This is a genomic window from uncultured Porphyromonas sp. (assembly GCF_938039215.1).
Classification (GTDB): domain Bacteria; phylum Bacteroidota; class Bacteroidia; order Bacteroidales; family Porphyromonadaceae; genus Porphyromonas.
In genome coordinates this window covers 76,798-98,812 of record NZ_CALHVI010000020.1, presented here as the reverse complement: position 1 = coordinate 98,812, position 22,015 = coordinate 76,798, and the positions used below count along the sequence as shown (strand labels likewise).

Genomic DNA, 22,015 nt, shown 5'->3' with positions numbered 1-22,015 from the left:
GTAGGTCGCCTCCAAAACCTACTGTGGGTCGCCTCACCGACCTACCGTAGGTCGCATCGACGACCCACAGTAGGTTTTTGGAGCGACCTTCCCATAGCTTCCATTTAGAGCGTTCCCATAAGACTTACACGAAGACCTTTACCCTATCTGAAATACCATCCCTGCTATTCAAGCGATACCCCCTTCATCCAGGCAAAAGCCCCCCCCCAGATACGACAGATGCCGTACCCAAGGGTTTGGGTACGGCATCTAGCCTTATGGATAAGCTATGTGTAGCTTGCGGTTAGGCTTCTTCGCCGAGGAGGATCTCGAGGACCTTCGCAGCGGAGTAAGCTACTGGTGTACCAGGACCGAAGATAGCAGCGACACCTGCATTGTAGAGATACTCGTAGTCCTGAGCTGGGATCACACCACCAGCGGTGATGAGGATGTCAGGACGGCCAAGCTTCTTGAGCTCTTCGATCACCTGAGGGATGAGCGTCTTGTGACCAGCAGCCAGTGAGGATACACCCATCACGTGGACGTCGTTTTCGACAGCCTGACGAGCTGATTCCTCTGGAGTCTGGAAGAGAGGTCCCATGTCTACGTCGAAGCCACAGTCTGCATAGCCCGTAGCGACGACCTTAGCACCACGGTCGTGTCCGTCCTGACCCATCTTAGCGATCATGATACGGGGCTGACGACCTTCCTTCTCTGCGAACTTCTTAGCAAGAGCCTTTGCGCGGATGAAGTCCTTATCCTCGCCTGATTCTGATGAGTACACGCCGGAGATAGTACGAATGATTGCCTTATAGCGACCTACGATCTTTTCGCAGGCATCGGAGATCTCACCGAGAGATGCACGAAGAGCTGCAGCCTTGACCGCCAAGTCGAGGAGGTTACCTTCCTTGGTCTCTACGCAGTGAGTGATCGCTTCGAGAGCTGCCTTGACAGCGGCTTCGTCACGATTCTTGCGGAGCTCATTGAGGCGGTCGATCTGCTGGAGACGAACAGCCGTGTTGTCGATCTCGAGGATATCGATAGGATCTTCCTTCTCGAGGCGGTACTTATTGATACCGACGATGACCTGCTGACGAGAGTCGATACGAGCCTGCGTGCGAGCAGCAGCCTCTTCGATACGCATCTTAGGCAGACCCGTTTCGATAGCCTTGGCCATACCACCCATGCTTTCGACTTCCTTGATGTGGCCCCAAGCCTTGTGCATCAGTTCGTTCGTCAGGCTCTCTACGTAGTACGAACCAGCCCATGGGTCGATCTCCTTACATACGAGGGTCTCTTCCTGGATGTAGATCTGGGTATTACGAGCGATACGAGCGGAGAAGTCCGTAGGCAGTGCGATCGCTTCGTCAAGAGCATTGGTGTGGAGCGACTGCGTGTGACCGAGTGCTGCACCCATAGCTTCGATACAGGTACGACCGACGTTGTTGAAGGGGTCCTGCTCAGTGAGCGACCAACCTGACGTCTGGCTGTGCGTACGAAGCGCAAGGCTCTTGGGGTTCTCAGGGTTGAACTGCTGGACGATCTTAGCCCACAGACAGCGTGCAGCACGCATCTTGGCGATCTCCATGAAGTGGTTCATACCGATAGCCCAGAAGAACGAGAGACGAGGAGCGAACTTGTCTACAGGGATACCAGCGGCGATACCAGCCTTGAGGTACTCCAGACCGTCAGCAAGCGTGTAAGCCATCTCGATGTCTGCCGTAGCACCAGCTTCCTGCATGTGGTAGCCGGAGATGGAGATCGAGTTGAACTTAGGCATGTTCTGCGACGTGTACTCGAAGATATCAGCGATGATACGCATCGAGAATTCAGGTGGGTAGATGTAGGTATTACGCACCATGAACTCCTTGAGGATGTCGTTCTGGATCGTACCAGCCATTTCCTCGAGCTTAGCGCCCTGCTCAAGACCAGCATTGATATAGAAGGCCATGACGGGGAGCACAGCTCCGTTCATCGTCATGGAGACGGACATCTTGTTGAGAGGAATACCGTCGAAGAGCACCTTCATATCCTCCAGCGAGCAGATCGATACCCCAGCCTTACCTACGTCACCGACGACACGAGAGTGGTCAGCGTCGTACCCACGGTGGGTAGCAAGGTCGAAGGCTACCGAAAGACCCTTCTGACCAGAAGCGAGGTTACGGCGGTAGAAGGCATTGGACTCTTCAGCCGTGGAGAACCCTGCGTACTGACGGATCGTCCAGGGACGCATGGCATACATACCACTATAAGGGCCACGCAGATAAGGAGGAATACCGGAAGCATAGTCGAGGTGTTCCATCCCTTCGAGGTCGTGCGCCGTATAGACGGGCTTGACCAGGATCTGCTCTGCGGTACGCCATACGGAGCTGTTGTCCTGCTTCGAAGCCCATTCGACGGGGCAAGTCTGAGCGAAGCCCGCAGACTTAATATCTATGTTCTTGAATTGTGGTTTCATTTCTTCTGTCTCCTTACCGATTAGTTAATACCAAGCTTGTGGTTGAACTGGCGGAGGGTCTCCAGCACGTTGCTCTTCACATTGACGAAGTTCTCGATGCCGATAGCCTTGAGATCATCGGTGCAAGCAGGAGCACCTGCGACGACGAACTCAGCACGACCTGCGAGATACTTGAAGGCTTCGGGAGCGAACTCTGCATACTCATCGTCGCTCGAGCAGAGCACGATGATCGAAGCACCTGCTGCAAGACCTGCGTCTACCCCTTCCTGCACCGTAGCGAAGCCGAGGTTGTCCTGGATCTTGTAGCCAGCGCAAGCGAAGAAGTTACTGGAGAACTGAGAGCGTGCCAGACGCATAGCGAGGTTACCGATGGTGAGCATGAAGACCTTGACCTCCTTGCCCGAGCGTTCGGTAGCGAGACGAAGAGCTTCGAACTCAGAAGCACCACGGTCGAAGTTCAGCACTTCGATCGAAGGCTTACCGCAGCCACAGCTGTGTGCAGCAGCTTCGCCCTCTTCATGCAGCTTCTGTGCAGCCGTCTCGGTGAAGTTAGGGAACTGGTTCGTCCCGAGGAAGATCTCCTTACGGGCAGCTACAGCAGCATGACGCTTAGCGTTGCTAGCATTGACAGCCTTCTGGACGGATCCAGCCTCAGCAGCAGCAGCGAAGCCACCTTCTTCTTCGACAGCGAGGAAGAGCTTCCAAGCCTGCTCTGCGAGAGCGTTCGTCAGGTGCTCGATATAGTAGGAGCCTGCAGCGGGGTCGATGACCTTGTCGAAGTGTGACTCTTCCTTGAGGAGGAGCTGCTGGTTGCGTGCGATACGTTCGGAGAAGTTGTCCGACTCCTGATAAGTGACATCGAAGGGCTGGACGGTCAGCGAGTCTACCCCACCGAGCGTTGCGGACATCGCTTCGGTCTGTGTACGGAGCAGGTTCACGTGAGCGTCGTAGATGGTCTTATTCCACGTAGAGGTGACAGCGTGCATGTAGATCTTCGCTGCGTCGCCCTTGTACTGGTCGCCGTAAGCACCGACGATCTCAGCCCAGAGCCAACGTGCTGCACGGAACTTTGCCAGCTCCATGAAGTAGTTGGACCCAACCCCGAAGACGAACTTGATGCGGCTCGTCAGCTCCTCGATCGAGAAGCCTGCTTCGGTGAGCTTGTCGAGGAGCTCAGCACCCCAAGAGAGCGCATAGCCCAGCTCCTGATAGATGTAAGCCCCAGCGTTGTTGATATTGAGCGCATTGACCGTCAGGACACGGAAGCCAGGCAGGGGGCGGATAGCCTCAAGAAGACGAGCGCATGGAGCGACCCACTGGGGGTTGGAGATACCCTTGACCAGCTGCTTCTTGAAGGGGTCGAAGTTGATCGAGCCCTTGCATTCTGCTACGTTGGCTCCAGCTTCGGTGAGGTAAGCCGTCAGAGCTTCAGCCAGCTGTACAGCCACGGAGTAGCAACAGGAGAAGTTGAGCTCGATCGCCTCAGGCATGATGTCCTTCAGCAGGACGGCTAGTGTTTCCTTGTTTACTTGATCACGACGGAGTTTGAAGCCAAGCGAGGTCACCCCCTTGTTGAGGATGTCCAGAGCCTTAGCATTTGCTTCCTGAGGATCGGTGACATGTATTTCCTGGCGGATGAGCCACTCATTGTCCAGACGTGTGGAGCGGACATAAGGGTACTCAGCAGGCATTACACGAGGTGTCGAGAGACCTTCGAGGTCTTCACGGCGGTAGAAGGGGTTGACATTGAAACCTTCGTTCGTACGCCAGACGAGCTTACGATCGAAGTCTGCACCCTTCAAGTCGGTTATGATCTTATCCTTCCATTCCTGTGTGCTAATGGCGGGGAATTCGCTCAGTAACCGTTCTTTGTCAGTTGCCATAATAGTTCAATTTAGTGAATTGATTACTTATATCCGCAAAGGTACAGTAAATAATGCAATTACCGGCTTATCTCCTAGGACAAATCACAGCTGATGCCCAATAACTTTTGGGGGCACTCCTAAGAGAATAGCTATCAGCGATGCTATTCTTTCCCTGCTTGCTCTCTTCCGATAGTTTCTCAGAAACGATCGGTGATCTTATGTGAGCCGAACCACCACACATGGACCTCACGTAAAATGAAGGCGCTACACCAAGCGAGGAGAAGGCTCTTCGCACCCTTCGGGATGCACCCCGACAAGGGGCTAAAAAGAAACCCACGGTAGGTCGTCGAAGCGACCTACCGTGGGTCGGTGAGACGACCTACAGTAGGTTTTTCTTGCGACCTACGGTAGGTTTGTTTTGAGGGCTCTCCAAGAGCTGATTCTAGGCGGGCTGGAGCGAGGCTTCTTGTACAGAGATCCCCCGAAGGAATGACAAGCCTAAGCGAAAGCTCTCCCCTTATCTTCTACTTATACACCTTCACGCATCCTCTCCTCATATAAAAGCTACGTCCTCCCCGAGCCAATAGCTCAAGGAGGACGTAGCGACTTACCCCGAAGGGTAAAGGGCGGAAGGATGACTACTTCTTGGCCTTAGGACCGATGGTCTTCATCATCTCTTCGACAGCACGGACGAGCTGAGCATCGTGGCCAGACTCGTAGTTCGCTGGAGTATTGTAGACTTCGATATCGGGCTGGAGCGTGCGGTTCTCCATTGCATTACCATCGAGATCCGAGCAAGTGGTCTGGGGCACACCAAAGACTACATAGGGGTTGATCTGCGATTCCCACCAGACGGCCGTCATCGTACCTGCGACAGGTGTACCGATGACCTTACCGATACCCAGGTGCTTGTAGACCCAGGGGAAGCCATGGCCATTACTGTAGTTCCCTTCGCTGACGAGGACACAGCTAGGCTTGGTCCACTGCATGAAGGGGTCATCACCGATGTACTGCCCACGTGGGGTGAAGCGCTGATAGAGCTTACCACTGAGCAGGAAGGCGAGGTCTTCGTGGAGCCAACCACCGCCATTGTAGCGGGTGTCGACGATGACCGCATCGTAATTGCGGTACTTACCGAGGAGCTTCTTGTAGGCTTCACGATAGCTGTAGCTATTCATCGCACGTACGACGACGTAGGCTACACGGCCACCACTGAGCTTCTCGACAAGCTCTTCACGCTGCTTCTCCCAGCGACGGAAGAAGAGTTCCTTCTGGGTGGACTGACTGATCGGACGAATGAGCTCTTCGAAGCGCTTGCCCGTCTTGGGATCGTAGAAGGAGACGCTGGTGCGCTTGCCGACCTTGCCGTTGAGATAGAGCTCGACGGGCTTATCAGCAGAGATCGTTTCGCCATCGACCTTCTCGATGATCATACCAGCGTGGATCTTGTCTCCGAAGTGTGAGAGAGGACCACCAACTAGGATCTCTTCGATCTTGAGACCATCGCCCTTGTGGCTCTGATCGTAGTATGCACCGAAGTACCCAGTCTGCTGAGCATAGCGAGAGGGGTAGACACGAGCACCCGTGTGCGAAGCATTCAGCTCGCCGAGGAACTCACTGAGGAGTTCGCCGAAGTCCTCATCGTTATCGATATGAGGGAGGAACTTCTTGTACGTATCACGATAGTATGCCCAGTCCACACCGTGGAGATTGACATCGTAGAACTTCTCCTTGACGAGCTGGTAAGCATGGTCGAGGATGTAAGCACGTTCGGCCGCTGGACGATGATTGAATTCCGCTGCGAAGCTGATGGGCTTAAGCGCACCGCCATCGAGCTTGTTGAGGCCATTATTCGTCCCGACATAGATGGTCTTACCATCCTTCCCGAGGACGATACCGCCACCGCCGACATCCGAAGAGATGACCTTCGTAGCCTGAGTAAGCAGATCCTTCTCCCAGAGGTCATAGGAAGACTCATAGCGAGCGATGTAGTAGAGCTTAGAGCCATCTTCGTTGATCACTGCATCGGAGAGCGAACCCGAAGCACGCGTCAGACGCACGGTGCGAGCATCTAGATCGTGGAAGTCGGGCTTGAAGGTCTTATCCTCTGCAGGCTTAGCCTTCTCTGCCTTTGCCTTACGACCCTTAGCGGTCTTCTTAGCTGGCTTAGCATCATCCTTCTTATCTGCTACCTCCTTGAGCTCCTTACGCAGCTCACGATCTTCCTTGGAGAGCTTGAACTCTTCGTAAGCCTCACGATCGAGGAACATCAGATAGTAGTCACGCTCCGAGCCCCAGCTCCCGTGGCTACGATACCCGGCACGGTCCGAAGTGAAGAGGACAGCCTTGCCACCGAAGGCGAACTTAGGACTACCCTCTGTGTAGCCACTCTCCGTGAGGTTGACCACCTCACCCGAGCCATCGGCCTTCACCAGAGCACAGTCTACGTGGTTCCAACCACCATGGCCTAGATATTCGCAAAGGATCCACTTGCTATCTGGGCTCCAAGTGTAAGAGAAGTCACCATCGGTGTACGAATAGTTGTACTTCTTATCCAGCACCTGATAGTCACGGCCCGTCTTGAGGTCGTGCACGAAGATACCCGTACGATCTCTGAGGTAAGCGACCTTGGTACCATCGGGAGAGAAGAGGGGCTGGAAGGAGGCTTCCTTGTTCTTCGTCAGCTGGGTCTCCTTGAGATCACGAGCATAGGTGAAGAGGGGATCATCCTTGCGAGTGAGCTCAGTCATGTAGAGATTCCACCCGCCATTGCGCTCAGCGGCATAGACCAGCTTGCGTCCGTCGGGGCTGATATCGATGTTACGCTCTTCCTCGGGTGTGTCGGTGATACGACGTGTCGTCGCATAGTCAGTCGAAGTGACGAAGATATCCCCGTTCACTACAAGTGCTACTTCCTTGTTGCTCTTAGCGACAGCGAAGTCGGAGAGATTATCTCTCAAGGTCTTGCGCACCAGCTGAGGCTCTTCGTCATCACGGATGATCGAGATAGCGACCTTTTGAGGAGCAGCTCCTGGAGTCTGCGTATAGATCTCCCCATCGTAGCCGTAGCAGAGCATGCCATTGGAAGCAATGGAGAGGAAGCGGACTGGATTGCGGGTGAAGGAAGTGACCTGTTCATCCTGAGCCGTAGCCGTAGCAGATGAGCGGTGGAAGACATTGAAGCTACCCCCTCTTTCGCTCAGATAGTAGAAGCCCCCCTGACGATCCCAGACGGCATTGCGGTCTTCCCCTCCGAAGGTGGTGAGCTTGGTATGCTTACCATCCTTATCACGGAGCCAGATATCACGGGTAACGGGAGAGACAGCGTGCTTGCGCCAGACATCTTCGTAGCCCTTGACATCGGTGTAGAGCATCTGCCCTGCACGAAGTGAAGGATCAAGCGTGGGATAAGTACTGTAGAGCTTGGGGCGAGCCACAGACTTCTTCAGATCAAGCGCATAGGTCTGAACGAACCAGTCCCAAGGGAACATCCCATCCTTGATACTGGGGATGATGTAGGACTGGAAGAGCAGTGTGTTGTCATCAAGGAAGGCTACAGGGAGCTCCTTCCCACTATTGTAGGTCAGGCGACGCAGACCAGAGCCATCGGCTCCGACGATATAGACATCCTTGCTTCCCTCACGATCAGAGGAGAAGGCGATCTGCTTGCTGTCGGGGCTCCAGATAGGAGTACCGTCGTAGGCAGCATTGGAGGTCAGACGGAAGGCCGTCCCACCAGAAGTGGGTACCGTGTAGATGTCCCCTCGGTAGCAGAATGCGATGCGAGAGCCATCTGGGCTGATCTGCTGATGACGCAGCCAGAGTGGAGTACTCTTCTCTGCCTGAGCAAGAGTACTCAGCGACAGAGCAGAGGCCAGAGCCAGAGTGAGGATTCGTTTCATAGTCGATGTATAATGTGTATCGTAGATGCAAGAGCGCTCTCTCGGAGCAAGCTAGCAGCCTAGACAAAAGCAAGTCCGCTAGGCAAGACCACTCTTGGGGAAGAAAAGATCAGAAGGTCTCGCAGAAGCAGGGGGAGAGAGATGCGAATGAATCGGATAAAAGGAGAGAGCCCCCGAGACACACGGAGGTGCGCTGGAGGGCTCTCTACATAGAGTTTAGTGATGAGGGAGAGGTCGCAAACGACTAGTTGTTGTCGTTACGCTTACGTGCCGAGTAGCTTAGGTTAAGAGCGTCGGCGCGACGGAGCTCTTCCTTGATCTGAGAGATGATGTTCATCTTCGTCCCCTTATCGGCCTTGAGAGAGACCTGCATAAGGTTGCGACGAGCATCCTTGATCTTCGTCTGTGCCTGCTTGATGTAGCTGTACACAGCCGTAGGATTCTGAGTGACCTGGTCGTTGAGCTGGATCGCCGAGTTCGTACCGTACATCTCACGATATTCCTTGTTAGGCTTACCGACATAGATGAAGGTGACGAGCGACTTTTCTTCGAGCTTAGTCAGCTCGGTAGCCGTGGGCAGATCGCTGAAGCTAACCTTCGGAGTAACCTCACGGATGGTCGTAACCATCATGATGAAGAAGAGGAAGGCGAAAACCAAGTCAGGAAGGGACGAAGTATTTAGCTCGGGCATCTCACGCCCACCTGATTTACTGAATTTTCCCATTGTCTTTTACTTCTTTGCAAGGTTAGAGAGAGCCATCTCAGAGATGTGCATGGGATATGCCTCCGTGACAGACTTCTTCTCGGAAGGGGTAAGAGCATCGAAGGACTTACCGAAGGCTTGACGAGCGAAGATGTTCCACACTTCGTTGTAAGCCTTGATCAGCTCATTCTGCACGTTGACGTACTGCTGGTAGCTGGTCTCGACCTCATTCTTGATGGAGATAGCATACCCAGTAGTGATGACAGTGCGCTCACCCAGCCCTTCGATCTCACGACGCTCAAGCTCAGGCAGGAAGGGCTTGTTGTCGGGGTTCATGATGAACTCGACAGCGTAGTCCTTGAGTTGCTCCAGCTTGACAGGGATGAGCTGGTCTACACCAGAGGCATCCTTGCGTGAGATCACGATTTCGTCAGCTCGGTTGACCAAGAGACGCATGATGTTGCGGTCATTGATCTCGATCTCCTGCTGCTTTTGTTGCTTTGGAGCCATAGGAGGCAGACGCCTCTTAAGCCCCTTATCAGTATCCATTGAAGTTGTAATCAAGAAGAAGATAAGCAACATAAAAGCGATATCGGCCGAGGACGATCCGTTGATACCAGGAGTCTTTCTTTTCGTAGCCATAATGCTTTTTGTTCTATTCGTTACTGATTACAACGTCTTACTTGCTCAGGAGTCGCTTGGATACACCGCCCCAGATCGCAGCACCGATGGTGGCGACGAAGAGGATATAGATGGAGTAGAGCCACATATCGGTGACCTTCAGCCAGCCACTCGTATTGTAGGACTGCGAAGCTTCGTTGAGGCCCTTGATAGGCTCACCATCGCCGATAGCGTAGGTGATACCGAGGAGGACTACGAAGGCTACGAGGCTACCGATAGAGAGCATTGCACGGCGAGAGTTGGTCTGGAAAGCCGATACGATGTTGCGGAGAGCGAAGCAGATCGTCGCCACGATCGTGACGAGGAAGAGGAAATAAGTCCAGTAGAGCAAGATACCCGTGAACGCATAGTCCTTGTTGCCCTTAGCATCGACCTCTGCACCTCCTGCGAAGAAGAGGACAAAGATCAAGACGCTTACGACTGTGAGGACTAATAAAGTCGTGCTGGATACCTTACGTATCTTTGTTACAGCCATGTCTTTATTATTGTACTACAGGGTAATGATTACTTGTTCTTCTTGACTTCGTACTTGACGATGAAGTCGAGCAGCGTGATGGAGGCATCTTCCATGCGGTTGAGGATACCTTCGACCAGAGAGAGGATGTAGTTATAGAAGACCTGAAGGATCAGAGCTACGATAAGACCACCGATGGTCGTGATCAGAGCGACCTTCATACCACCTGCTACGACCGTTGGGCTGATATCCCCTACCTTTTCGATGTTGTCGAATGCCTGGACCATCCCTACGACCGTACCAAGGAACCCGAGAGAAGGAGCCATAGCGATGAAGAGCGAGATCCAAGAGAGGTTCTTTTCGAGCAGACCACCCTGTACACCACCGTAGGAGACTACAGACTTTTCTGCGATGTCGATACCCTGATCTGCACGGAGAAGCGCCTGATAGGCGATAGATGCAATCGGACCACGCGTGTTGCGAGCTACTTCCTTAGCCTTTTCGACGTTCCCTTCGTTGACGAGAGCAGCTTCGATGTCACGGAGGAGCTTGTCAGGGTTAACGTTAGCGAGGTTGAGGTAGATGATACGCTCCAGGCAGATAGCCAGACCGAGGATGAGGGCGATGGCGATGGTAGCCATGAAGTCTGCACCCCCTTCGATGAACTTAGTCTTCAGCTCCTGGTGGAAGCTTGCTTCAGCAACGACTTCTTCACCTGCTACTTGCTCATCGGCAACGACGGCAGCTGAATCAACAGCCTGAGCTGCGGCTGAATCAACCTGTTCGGTAGCAGGAGCAGCAGTGCTATCTGCATTCTGGGCCATGGCTACATTAGCCGTGCCTACTGAGAGGAGACCCACGCAAGCAGCGATTGCGAATAACTTTTTCATGTCGAATAGTTTTTGTGAGTTAGTAAGTTTTATTTGTTTCGTTTCTTCTCGTTCCTTCATTATATCAGGTCTTGTGAGGGGCTCATCTGAGGGGGGATCTATCCCTACCACGAGGAGGCGAGAGCGACATGCTCACCCACACTCGACCTAGAGCCATCCTACAGAGGCGAGTCCCATCGGGGAGATCAGCTAACAGAGGATAAGGCCTTTCGGCATCAAAAATACAGCTTTTCCAACCGAAAAACAAAATCACGTCTCTCGCAAAAGCTCTGTGGACGACCTTGGAGAGGCATCCCTCGTCCTCACGACCTATCCATCCTCCCTTTAGGCAAATCTCTCAGAGGGCTCACGCACCCCAAGACCTTACCGAGCGAGTATCTGAATGAATAACGCACCGATGCCCCTTCACCAAGATACCCTAAGCTAATCATAGCCCCCTCTAGGTACCCATTCATGGGTCGAAAGAGAGACCCATTCATGCCTCCCTCGAGCGACCCATTCATGGGGTAGTCGAGGGAGGCATGAATGGGATAGGCTGGAGCCCTGAAGGGGCGAGCGTATAAGCATGATGAGCGGAAGCTGAGGTGAAGCATCCAGAGCAAGAGAAAAGCGGTGACCGGACTCTCTCGAGGGCAGTCACCGCACGACTTAGGTTTTCGCAGTCGTGTTCTCTGGGTTGCTCTGAAGCTCGGTGGCTCTAGATCCTCACAGAGAGGTCGAGCCCGAGCGTACGTGGTGCAGATGTCTGATAGAGTCGTCCCAGCGGAGAGGCCGCCTGGAAGACGATGTAGGAGTTATCTAGGAGGTTCGCACCCCATACCGCTAGTGTATAGCGTCGGTAGCTAGCACCTAGGCGAGCTCTGAGGGTGGATTGTAGGGGCTCCTTAGCTGAATTATCTTCCCGCCAATAGATCTCACCGATACCAGCCCCCTCGACCTCTCCGATGAGTCTCCAGTCTCGAGCGATCGGCTCGTGGAGGGAGAGCATCACACTATACGTATGTCGTGGGATGAAGGGGACGAAGTTGCCCCGAGCCGCCTTCTGCACGTGCTCCGTGAAGCGGGCATCGGTAAGGCTATAGCTCAGATGAGCCCTGAGTGAAGACCAGATACGCTTGGAGGTCGTGAGTTCGAACCCTAGTGTACGAGAGGAGCCTGCGTTGCCGACCATACGGCCAGCTCCAGAAGCGACGAAGCGTGTCAGCTGTAGGTCCCGCACCTGCATCATATAAGCCGAAGCAGAGAGGTCAAGTCCTGCACGTGGATTGGAGTAGCGCATCCCCAGCTCGTAGCTCCAGCTATGCTCAGGCTTGTAGGTCGTGCTTGAGGGGATGGTAGCGGGATCGAAGCCCCCTTTATGAGAGATGCTTGCTTGCAGATCCTGCTGCTGTGCCGTCGAGACTAGATCGGAGAAGGACTGCTCGTTGAAGCCCCCCGTCTTTAGCCCACGTGTGATGGTCGCATAGGCATGCAGATGATCTGTAGGATGCCAAGAGAGGGAGAGCTTGGGGATCAGATGCCAGTAGCCGACGGACTGCACCCCCTCGAGATGCGCAGGCTTAGCGACTCCTATCGGGCGATCCGTACCCGAGATGCCGACTCCGAGCTCGTAGCCCTCGGCGAGGTAGCTGATCGCATGGTGCTCATAGTCGAGACGCAGCCCACCCGTGATCGACCAAGCTGGAGAGAGATGAAGCGCACTCTCATGGTAGAGGGCTATCCCCCAGTCGGGCATACGGAAGCTATTGAGGTTGGTCTTCTCGGACTTCGTGGGATCGATATAGACGAGATCGGGCATACTGGGGGCACGCTTCTTAAGTGCCTTAAGACCCGAATTGATGATGGTACTCAATCCTTCGTAAGAGAAGGAGACGGGAGCCTCCGACCGCTTAGCATCATAGTAGCCAAAGAGCCCTAAGCTCCAGTCGTAACCCGTAGAGCCTGCTCGGCGAACATTCTTCAAGATGAACTCCTGAGTCAGACCATGCTCACGAAGCTGCTGCGTGACATGGAAGAGCGACTGAGGAAGTGCATCCATATCCATACGTGTACGATCATAGAGGTATTGGTAGCTCGTAGCCGACTGGAGCTGTACATCTGACCAGTTGTAGCTCACGAGGTAGCGAAGGGTCGCCGTATGACGCTCATAGGACTCGGGGGCATCAGCTACCAGAGGCAGCGTCTTCTTCGTCGAAGGCTCATCTGTGCGATAGGGGAAACCACCTTGGTTCACATAGTCACCCGAGAAGCTGAGCGCCATCTCCAGCTGAGCCGAGGGTCGGTACTCCAGCTTCACGAAGCCCCCAAACATACGAAGGCTATCTTGGTAGGCTCGGCGAGTCTCATTGTAGAAGTAGCCTCTACGTGTCGTCCCTGAGATACCATAGCTCAGTCCCAACTTAGGCGAGAGGCGCACCCCCTGCTCTACCGAAGCTCGCAGGAGCTGGTGACTCCCGACGGTCAGCCTAGCTTCTCCCCCTGGGTGATCAAAGGCCGAACGGGAGTAATAGTTGATGATCCCAGACATGGCATTACGCCCGTAGAGCGTACCCTGAGGTCCACGCAGGACTTCGACTCCCGAGATACCTGGGAGGTCGAAGTTGAAGCCCGACTTATTGAGCACGGGCACGCCATCGACATAGAGCCCGATGGTCTGCCCCGCACTACGAGCTCCACTCCCACGGAGATAGATCGCTGCACTGCGCTTCGAGCCATAGTCAGGCACGAAGAGACTTGGCACTCGACTGGTGAGGTCGGTGACACTCTGCACGCGATACTGAGCTAGATCATGCCCCGTGAGCCAGGTTAACGATGTGGGCTGCCCAATGGAGGGTGCCGTGGGGCGCTGAGGGACGTAGGAGCGGATGACGACTTGGTCAATCTCTGTAGTGCGAAGGCTATCTGTCTCTTCGGCTCTGAGGAGCGAAGGCAGGGCTAGTGAAGCCAAGACCATCAAGGCGGGTATGCGAAGGGTCATATCAAATGGATAAATCTATTTTATTAAGAGTCGGACACACTCCTCTAGGGAGAAGCGTGCTATGTATTTCTGGTGGGGCAAAGGTAAGTGCCTACCTAGCCTTCCTCAGCAAAGAGTCCCCTCCCAGCGTCAATTTGCCGAATAATAGACCGAACACGCCATATCCTCCCCAGCAAGTGGTACACATCTGCCCTACCTCACGGGGATAAAGCGATATACTCTATCTTTATGCCACGAACCGTTCGATATTGATCTCTATGACTCACTTTAGATGGGGATTTCTCCTCTTTACCCTCTGCTTCACTCTCTCTAGTCTATCAGCTCAGAGCTACTACCGAGGGGAGAAGCTCTCCTTAACTCAACCTAAGCCCCCCCAAGACCTTCTAGCCCTACGGCTCTCAGCCGAAGGCTTCTTCCGCAATGACGAATATGCCTCGGACCTTGTCGCCGACTACACCCTCCCTGGCTACCGTCTTCAGGTCGATCTCGGCTACAGTCCTAGGACGGAACTTCCTATCGAGCTTCGTCTCGGGATCTCACACTTATATTATTGGGGAGCATCCCGCTACCCCGCAGCGCTGGCCTACCAAGATCTACCCTACTGGCGAGGGGACGAGAAGGACTATACCCGCTTCCGTCTGCTCCCCTTCTTCCGAGCCTCTATACAGCCCGTTCGGGGGCTAGCCATCCTCCTAGGGCACCTCGAGGGAGGAGCGAAGCATGAGCTTATCGCTCCCCTCTACAATCCCGAGCTCAACCTCACAGCCGACCCCGAAACGGGGCTTCAGATACGCTACGAGGGGAAGCACACCCAGCTCGACACTTGGGTAGACTGGCAGAGCTTCATCTTCAAGGGAGACACCCATCCCGAGGCCTTTGTCTTCGGCCTTCATGCTCGGCAGGCACTTCCTCTGTCTAGCCGCTCCCAGCTCGAGCTACAGCTCCAGACTCTGGCGCATCACCGAGGAGGGGTGCTCAATGAGCGAGCAGACACCGTACACACATGGCTCAATGGAGCCCTCGGCCTTGCCTACGAGCATCGCTTTCAGCTCAAAGATCGCCCTCTGAAGCTTCGGACCGCCCTCTACGGCACCTTCTACAGCCAGCGAGGTGGCCACTACCCTCTAGACAAGGGCTGGGGGATCTATGCCGAGACCAACCTCCACTGGAGACGCTGGCACACTCAGCTTGGCTACTGGTATGGTTCGGACTTCGTCAGCGTTCTCGGCACCCCCTTCGTGCAGAGTCTTGGGCGAGCAGGACGCACAGCCGTCCACACCCATCATCCACGCTATCTCTCGTGGAGCGCAAGCTACAGCATCATCGAAGAGGAGCGCTATACCCTCGGGCTCTCTTCGGGGCTATGGATCCATCCCCACTCGGCACACAGCATGAGCTCCTACCTCGAGGCCTATCTCAGCATATCCCCCTACTTCGGACTCATCAAGAGATAGGGAAACGCTCCCATAGCCGAACCTCCCCCTAAGAGAAAAGATAACGGAGGCTACCCCAAGTATCGGGGTAGCCTCCGCTGTACGTAAGGAAGAAATCGAACGGGATACGTGCCTTAGAGCTTCACGCCCTCAGCACGCCCATCATAGCGACGCCCTACGATCTCCCAGTCGATGATCTTCCAGACCTGACGGAGATGATCGGCACGGCGATTCTCATAATCAAGGTAGTAGGCATGCTCCCAGATATCAATCCCGAGGATGGGGATGAGCCCACTTACGACGGGCGAACCAGCATTGGTATTCTTGCTGATGTAGAGTCGTCCGTCCTTGTCCGTAGCTAGCCACACCCAGCCCGACCCAAAGATCTCATTCCCAGCCTTCTCAAAGGCAGCTTGGAAGTCAGCAAAGCTCTTGTAGCTTCTCTCGATCGCCTCACGAAGTGCTCCCGTAGGCTCAGGGGTCACCCCTTCGGCGTACGGCTTGAACTGCGCAAAGTAAATCGTGTGATTGAGGAGCTGACCAGCATTGTCAAAGACCGTCCCTGAGGAAGTCTGGACAAGGCGTACAAGGTCACGCTCCTTGATCCCTTGATCACGGACGAGCTTGTTGAGCTTATTTGCATAGCCGACGAGGTGCTTCCCATAGTGGAGCTCCACCGTGCGCTTGCTGATGACAGGAGCCAGAGCATCGGTCGCATAGGGGAGCGCCATGAGCTTGAAGGCGGGAGCTGCCTTCGGTTCTTCTTGAGGAGCTTGTACGGCTACGGCTTCTTTCTTAGAAGCCTTCTTCTGTGCTGAGAGAGTCCCTAGCGAGAGCGCTCCTACGAGGAGCATAGCTAGAGGTCGAATCTGCATGTGCATGGATGGATTATGAATTAATGATTAAACGGTGAATTAGTCGTCGTAGCGAACCAGCTGCAGGCGAGCATTGAAGTAAGCCTCGATGCCCGAGCTCAGCTCTACCTTGTAGCCACGTCCCTTGCGCTCGATCTGCACAATGGGATCTCCTGCATGGCTTGCTTGGATCGTCTTCGTGATCTGAGCAGGAATGAAGGCGGTAGGGATAGCCGTGTGCTTGCCATCGACTTCCTTCCACCCTCCTCGTGCATCGAACTCGATCTCCGTACCATCGGAGAAGATGAGGTCGTAGGTTGTCCCTGAGAACTCACGATCTTCCTTCACAAGGGACACCGTACGTCCTGCAAAGTACTTCGTGACGAAGAGCTGGGCAGCCTTGGGGAGTTGGTTCAGCTGGATGATGCGATCGCTTCCTGCATGCAGACTGATGACTGCGAAGGAGAGGATAGCGAGGGTAAAAGCCAGAATTCTCTTCATTGGAGTAGTTATTAAATGGTGAATAGTGGTAATATACCACCCATTAAACGCTAAGTCCGATGAAAAGGTTGCACTTCTACTCGTAGAACCGTATGATCTGCCCCCGAGCTTACTCCAGAGCGGAGTAGGATCGGGGGCAGATCATCATAGGGAAAGAGGGCACACCACCAGACTCAGGCACGGTCATCGCTCAGAGTCTGAGAGGATAGCTAGCTAAGGGCTTCTCTTACTTATCTTCGGAGAGAGCCGAGGCGATCACCTGCTGAGCTAGACGAGCCGAGGCCGGAATATGAGCAGGTGGCTCGGCCTGCTCGCTCATACGAAAGGCTGGATGAATGGTCATCGTCACTCTACCCAGATGGGGTAGATAAGTACCTCGAGGTAGGATCGAGAAGGCCCCATCGATCGTCACGGGTAGGATCGGAGCATCCAGCTCTGATGCAATGACGAAGGCCCCTTTCTTGAAGCGGGTCATACGCCCATTCTCTGTACGGCTTCCCTCGGGGAAGATGAAGATGGAGTTCCCCGTAGCTATCACCTTCTTTGCATCCTGTATTGTCTGAGCGATCGAAGAGACCTTGGTCTCATCGACGAAGATGAACTCTGCCGCCTCACAAGCCTTACCTACCATCGGGATGCTGCGGAGCTCTTGCTTCATCACCCACTTGAAGGGGATCCCTATATAAGCATTGAGCACAAAGATATCGTAGGCACTCTGATGATTAGCCACGACGACACAGGGAGCGTCTGGGGAAGGGAGATGCTCCCGACCTCGTACCGTCACACGGCAGAGCGACACCGCCAAGCAGGTCCAAGACCAAGCCTTGGTAGTCTTACTGATGAAGGAGGCAGGTAGCCCCACATAGCTAGCGAAGATCACCACGATACAGCAGAGGATCGTAGCCAGCAGGAAGAGCGGTCCACCGATGAGGATGAAATAAAGGAGGTAAAGGAGGCGAGCAGGAGTAAGCGACTTCATAAGCGAAGAGTATAGTTCTAGGGAGTGATAGGGCTTAGCTCTAGGCTAGAGCACGTAGATAGTTCACGAGCTTCTGAACTGCCCGTCCACGATGGCTCATGCTATTTTTCTCTTGCTCGGTGAGCTGAGCAAACGTCTCCCCTCGTCCCTCGGGACGGAAGACAGGGTCGTAGCCGAAGCCATGGTCCCCCGATCGCTCTAGCGTGATCTCGCCATCGACACTTCCCTCGAAGAAGTGCGTCCCGTATTCGTCTATGAGGGCGATCACCGTACGGAAGCGTGCTCGGCGAGGTGCAGCGACACCCGAGAGGCGCTCGAGCAGAAGGCTGACATTATCCTCGAAGGTAGCATGCTCCCCTGCGAAGCGTGCAGAGTAGACCCCAGGAGCACCGCCAAGGGCTTCTACTTCGAGACCCGTATCATCGGCAAAACAATAGAGCCCGAAACGCTCCCACACATAGCGAGCTTTGATCAAGGCATTCCCTTCTAGAGTATCAGCAGTTTCAGGGATCTCATCATGGCACTGGAGGTCAGAGAGGCTAACGACCTCAATACGATCTCCTAGGAGTGCCCGTATTTCGGAGAGCTTATGAGCATTATTGCTCGCAAACACAAGTTTTTTCATACATTTGTTACATAAGCATGGGCCTCAAGGGTATCTACCCCCTCTGGTTAAAGGCCTTATGCGAAGCAAAATTAAGGATAATCAGCGTATCTATGGACATTGAGCAGTTCCGAGACTTCTGCCTCTCGCTCCCTCACTCCAGCGAGTCCATGCCCTTCGGAGAGGACCTAGTCGTCTTCAAGGTCGTCGATCGCATCTTCGCTATCCTTTCTCTAGACGAAGGGGAGCCCAGAGCCTCGCTGAAGTGTGCTCCAGACCGAGTCGAAGAGCTACGAGCCCAGTATGACGCTGTCACTCCAGGCTACCACCTTAACAAGAAGTACTGGAACACGGTCTACCTCGATCGTGACCTACCACAGCCTATCCTCCGACAGCTCATCCGCCACTCGTGGAACGAAGCCTCAGCCAATCTCACCAAGCAGATACGCGCCAGTCTCTCCCTCCTTCCTTTGGACGAAGTAGACTAAGCCCTACGATTTCTCTCCCTATTATCTTAACATGGACACTTCACTCCTCGAATTCATCGATCAGGTAGAGAGTACTAATACCTACCTGATGCAGCAGATCGCCTCTGGGCGCACCCTACCTCAGCTTCACACGGTCGTCTGTCGCCAGCAGACAGCAGGCCGAGGGATGCGTGGCAATACCTGGACTTCACGCCCAGGAGACAGCCTCACCTTCTCCTTCCTCCTCCGCTCAGAGCTCCTTCTAGGTAAGCAGCAGTTCGCCGTCTCTGAGCTCGCAGCATGGGCGGTGATGCGCACCTTCGCCTACTACATGACCGACGAACAGAAGACTCAGCTCAAGGTCAAGTGGCCTAATGACATCTTCTACGGAGACCGTAAGCTCTCGGGGATCCTCATCGAGCACAGCCTAACGGGACAGAAGATCGACTACTCCGTCATCGGTATCGGGATGAACATCAACGACGAAGCTTTCCCTCCCGAGCTCCCACTAGCTGTCTCCCTGCGCATGATCACGGGGCGCAGTCTGGAGCCTATGGAAGTACTCATCCGCCTGCACAGTGAGCTCGCTATCCTACTGCCTGACTTCCTCCTAGGGCGCTACCAAGATGTACACCGCCACTACATGAAGCATCTATATCGTCGGGAAGGCTTCTATCTCTTCACCGATGTCGATGGGCAGTTCCGAGCACAGATCAAGGATGTGACTCCCGAAGGACGCCTTGTCCTCCAGCGGGAAGACTCTTGGGAGCGGGCTTATGCCTTCAAGGAAGTGCGCTTCGATGCTGAGTAAAAACGAACTCAAAGATATACGTAGCCTCCACGAGGCTAAAGGACGAAGTGCTCAGCGACGCTTCATCGCTGAGGGGATCAAGCTCACAGGGGAGATGCTAGGAGTCTTCCCCTGTGAGCTTCTCCTTGTAGGAGTGTCCGTAGCTCAAGGGGTCGAGGAGCAGCTCCGCACGCTTGCCGAGTGTGACCGTCCGAAGCGACTAGAGATCGTCCCCGAGAGTTTCGACTGGAGTCGCATCAGTTCGCAACGCCAGCCCCAGCCTCTGCTCGGTGTCTTCACCCTCCCCGAAGAAGAGGAAAGCCTAGCCATGCCCACCTCTGGCCTCGCCCTCTTCCTAGATCGCATACAAGACCCTGGGAACTTAGGGACGATCATACGCACAGCGGATTGGTTTGGGCTCGAGGACATCTACCTAGCTCCAGGCACTGCGGATCCCTTCGCCCCCAAGGTGGTACAAGCTACGATGGGAGCCCTCGGGAGAGTCCGTCTCCACCGCCTCAAGGATAGCATCGCCTTCCTGCGCTCCTTCGACGGAGTCCGTGTCGGGACCTTCCTCGGAGGAGAAGATCTCTATACAGCGGACTTCTCGGAGCAAGGCCGCCCCACACTCATCATCATGGGCAACGAAGGCCAAGGCATCCATTCCGAGCTTGAGCCCTTCATCGACCGACGGCTCACCATCCCACCCTACCCGCTGGAGCGAGCGCATACCGAGTCGCTCAACGTGGCTATTGCTACGGCACTTATCCTCGGAGAGCTGCGCCGTAGAGGCTAAGTCTCCTATCTGCGGAGCGAGGTAGCAGGCAGCTCCCCTCCCCCATATAGTCATCCCCCCTTGGACTCTCGCTCCAAGGGGGGATGACTATATCTATAGCGAGCCAAACCGAGGCTCTTTGCTACAAAACTCGCTCATTTTGTGTATCTTTGTTAAGGTTGCTCTTCCAAGTATTCCTTTTTCATTCTTCTTACTTACAAACACTGGATTATATATGAATCATGCAGCAGTAGCTTACGAACCGCTTCTATTGGTTGGCTCGCTCCTGATGCTCGCAGGGATCATCGCAGGGAAGGTGGGCACACGCTTCGGAGTGCCAGCCCTTCTGCTCTTCCTCATCACGGGTATGATCTTTGGGAATGCAGGGCTTGGGATACAATACAACGACCCTGGGAAGACGCAGTTCATCGGGATGATTGCACTGACGGTGATCCTCTTCTTCGGGGGCTTCGAGACGAAGCTCACCGAGATACGTCCCGTGCTGGGACCAGGGATTGTGCTCTCTACGCTGGGGGTACTCTTGACTACCTTCTGCCTTGGGGGCTTCTTCTACGGGATGGACCAGCTCGGTTGGGCTCCGGTGCACTTGACCTTCCCCATCGCACTACTGCTAGCGGCTACGATGTCTAGTACCGACTCGGCTTCTGTCTTCGCTCTGCTACGCTCGAAGAACATGCATCTCAAGGAGGGCCTCCGTCCTATCCTTGAGCTAGAGAGTGGGAGTAATGACCCGATGGCCTACATGCTCACGATTGCGCTGATCCAGTATGTCACGGGGGGAGCCGATGGAGCTTGGGGAAGCATCCTCGTGACGTTCCTACTGCAGTTCGGAGTAGGAGGGCTCATGGGCTATCTCCTAGGTAAAGCCACCGTCTGGGTACTCAACAAGGCGAATATCGGCAACGAAGCTCTCTACCCCATTCTCCTACTCTGCTTTGTCTTCTTCGCCTTCTCTGCGACGAATCTCCTGCAGGGCAACGGGTATCTCGCCGTGTACATCATGGGTGTCCTCGTCGGGAATAGAAAGATCGTCCACAAGAAGAGTATCGCCACCTTCTTCGACGGGCTTACTTGGCTCCTTCAGATCGCACTATTTATCATCCTCGGGCTCTTCGTCGACTCCCAGAATCTACTCCCCATCGCTGGGTTTGCGCTTTTGGCAGGGCTCTTCACGATCTTCTTTGCTCGCCCGCTGGCAGTACACATCTCGCTCCTCTTCTTCCCTCGGATAAGCCTACGTGGACGGTGGTTCCTCTCGTGGGTCGGCTTGCGTGGCGCTGTGCCCATCATCTTCGCCACCTACCCTATGATGAGTCAGGTAGAAGGAGCAGAGACTCTCTTCAACATCGTCTTCTTCATCACCCTACTCTCGCTCCTCATTCAGGGGAGCACCCTACCCGCCGTAGCCCGTCTACTAGGGCTCGACGAAGAGATCAAGGAGGAGATCAGTCGCTTCGGGGTGAAGATCCCTCAGCACACGGGGGCTAAGATGGTCGAGCGCACGGTCACTGCCGAGATGCTCCTACCTGGGAGGAAGCTGATGGAGATCGACCTCAAGGAAGAGGAGCTCGTCATCCTCGTTCGCCGTGGGGAGAACTACATGGTGCCGAAGGGGAAGCTAGAGCTCTCCGTCGGGGACATCCTCCTCATCGTCTTCGAGCAACACACCCAGAAGATCTGAC

Annotated in this window: 17 protein-coding genes; 5 read left to right on the top strand and 12 right to left on the bottom strand. The window is 54.5% G+C overall.

The annotated features are described in order from the left end of the window. Positions 1-283: 283 nt before the first annotated feature. The 8 genes from scpA to Q0336_RS02820 form a co-directional block, all read right to left on the bottom strand. Positions 284-2,437 carry a methylmalonyl-CoA mutase gene (scpA, locus tag Q0336_RS02855; protein ID WP_298525438.1) on the bottom strand — a complete coding sequence of 718 codons (2,154 nt, stop codon included), beginning with the start codon at positions 2,435-2,437 and terminating at the stop codon, positions 284-286. Positions 2,438-2,457: 20 nt separating this feature from the next. Continuing rightward, positions 2,458-4,320: a methylmalonyl-CoA mutase small subunit gene (gene mutA / locus Q0336_RS02850; RefSeq protein WP_298525435.1), complete on the bottom strand. Its 1,863-nt coding sequence runs from the start codon at positions 4,318-4,320 to the stop codon at positions 2,458-2,460. A 620-nt stretch (positions 4,321-4,940) separates the two neighbouring features. Then, complete coding sequence (locus Q0336_RS02845) at positions 4,941-8,204, bottom strand: S41 family peptidase (protein ID WP_298525432.1); 3,264 nt, start codon at positions 8,202-8,204, stop codon at positions 4,941-4,943. 244 nt (positions 8,205-8,448) lie between these two features. Then, positions 8,449-8,928, bottom strand: coding sequence for a biopolymer transporter ExbD (locus Q0336_RS02840; protein ID WP_298525429.1), 480 nt, complete (start codon positions 8,926-8,928; stop codon positions 8,449-8,451). Positions 8,929-8,934: 6 nt separating this feature from the next. Further along, positions 8,935-9,549: a biopolymer transporter ExbD gene (locus Q0336_RS02835; protein ID WP_298525426.1), complete on the bottom strand. Its 615-nt coding sequence runs from the start codon at positions 9,547-9,549 to the stop codon at positions 8,935-8,937. 37 nt (positions 9,550-9,586) lie between these two features. Beyond that, a complete protein-coding gene (locus Q0336_RS02830) occupies positions 9,587-10,063 on the bottom strand; it encodes a hypothetical protein (protein WP_298525423.1) in 477 nt (158 codons plus the stop codon). Between the two features lie 29 nt (positions 10,064-10,092). Then, positions 10,093-10,932, bottom strand: coding sequence for a MotA/TolQ/ExbB proton channel family protein (locus tag Q0336_RS02825; protein ID WP_298525421.1), 840 nt, complete (start codon positions 10,930-10,932; stop codon positions 10,093-10,095). Positions 10,933-11,629: 697 nt separating this feature from the next. Beyond that, entirely contained in the window at positions 11,630-13,909 is a 2,280-nt protein-coding gene (locus tag Q0336_RS02820) for a TonB-dependent receptor (protein WP_298525418.1), read from the bottom strand. Between the two features lie 257 nt (positions 13,910-14,166). Here Q0336_RS02820 and Q0336_RS02815 point away from each other — a divergent pair, with 257 nt between their 5' ends. Next, positions 14,167-15,363 carry a hypothetical protein gene (locus Q0336_RS02815; protein WP_298525415.1) on the top strand — a complete coding sequence of 399 codons (1,197 nt, stop codon included), beginning with the start codon at positions 14,167-14,169 and terminating at the stop codon, positions 15,361-15,363. Positions 15,364-15,476: 113 nt separating this feature from the next. Here the strand turns inward: Q0336_RS02815 and Q0336_RS02810 are convergent, their stop codons facing one another. The 4 genes from Q0336_RS02810 to Q0336_RS02795 form a co-directional block, all read right to left on the bottom strand. Then, entirely contained in the window at positions 15,477-16,073 is a 597-nt protein-coding gene (locus Q0336_RS02810) for a superoxide dismutase (RefSeq protein ID WP_366139518.1), read from the bottom strand. A 183-nt stretch (positions 16,074-16,256) separates the two neighbouring features. After that, positions 16,257-16,697, bottom strand: coding sequence for a PepSY-like domain-containing protein (locus Q0336_RS02805; protein WP_298525410.1), 441 nt, complete (start codon positions 16,695-16,697; stop codon positions 16,257-16,259). Positions 16,698-16,923: 226 nt separating this feature from the next. Beyond that, positions 16,924-17,676, bottom strand: coding sequence for a lysophospholipid acyltransferase family protein (locus tag Q0336_RS02800; protein WP_298525408.1), 753 nt, complete (start codon positions 17,674-17,676; stop codon positions 16,924-16,926). A 40-nt stretch (positions 17,677-17,716) separates the two neighbouring features. Continuing rightward, complete coding sequence (locus Q0336_RS02795; RefSeq protein ID WP_298525407.1) at positions 17,717-18,301, bottom strand: non-canonical purine NTP diphosphatase; 585 nt, start codon at positions 18,299-18,301, stop codon at positions 17,717-17,719. A 92-nt stretch (positions 18,302-18,393) separates the two neighbouring features. Between Q0336_RS02795 and Q0336_RS02790 the strand changes: the two genes are divergently transcribed. From Q0336_RS02790 to Q0336_RS02775, 4 genes are all read left to right on the top strand, one after another. Next, on the top strand, positions 18,394-18,768 hold the full coding sequence (locus Q0336_RS02790) for an MmcQ/YjbR family DNA-binding protein (RefSeq protein WP_298525405.1): 375 nt from the start codon (positions 18,394-18,396) through the stop codon (positions 18,766-18,768). Positions 18,769-18,799: 31 nt separating this feature from the next. Next, a complete protein-coding gene (locus Q0336_RS02785) occupies positions 18,800-19,558 on the top strand; it encodes a biotin--[acetyl-CoA-carboxylase] ligase (RefSeq protein ID WP_298525403.1) in 759 nt (252 codons plus the stop codon). After that, complete coding sequence (locus tag Q0336_RS02780) at positions 19,548-20,333, top strand: RNA methyltransferase (RefSeq protein ID WP_298525401.1); 786 nt, start codon at positions 19,548-19,550, stop codon at positions 20,331-20,333. Before Q0336_RS02785 ends, Q0336_RS02780 begins: the two co-directional genes overlap by 11 nt. Before the next feature lie 214 nt (positions 20,334-20,547). Continuing rightward, positions 20,548-22,014 carry a potassium/proton antiporter gene (locus tag Q0336_RS02775; protein ID WP_298525399.1) on the top strand — a complete coding sequence of 489 codons (1,467 nt, stop codon included), beginning with the start codon at positions 20,548-20,550 and terminating at the stop codon, positions 22,012-22,014. The last annotated feature ends 1 nt before the right edge of the window (position 22,015 follow it).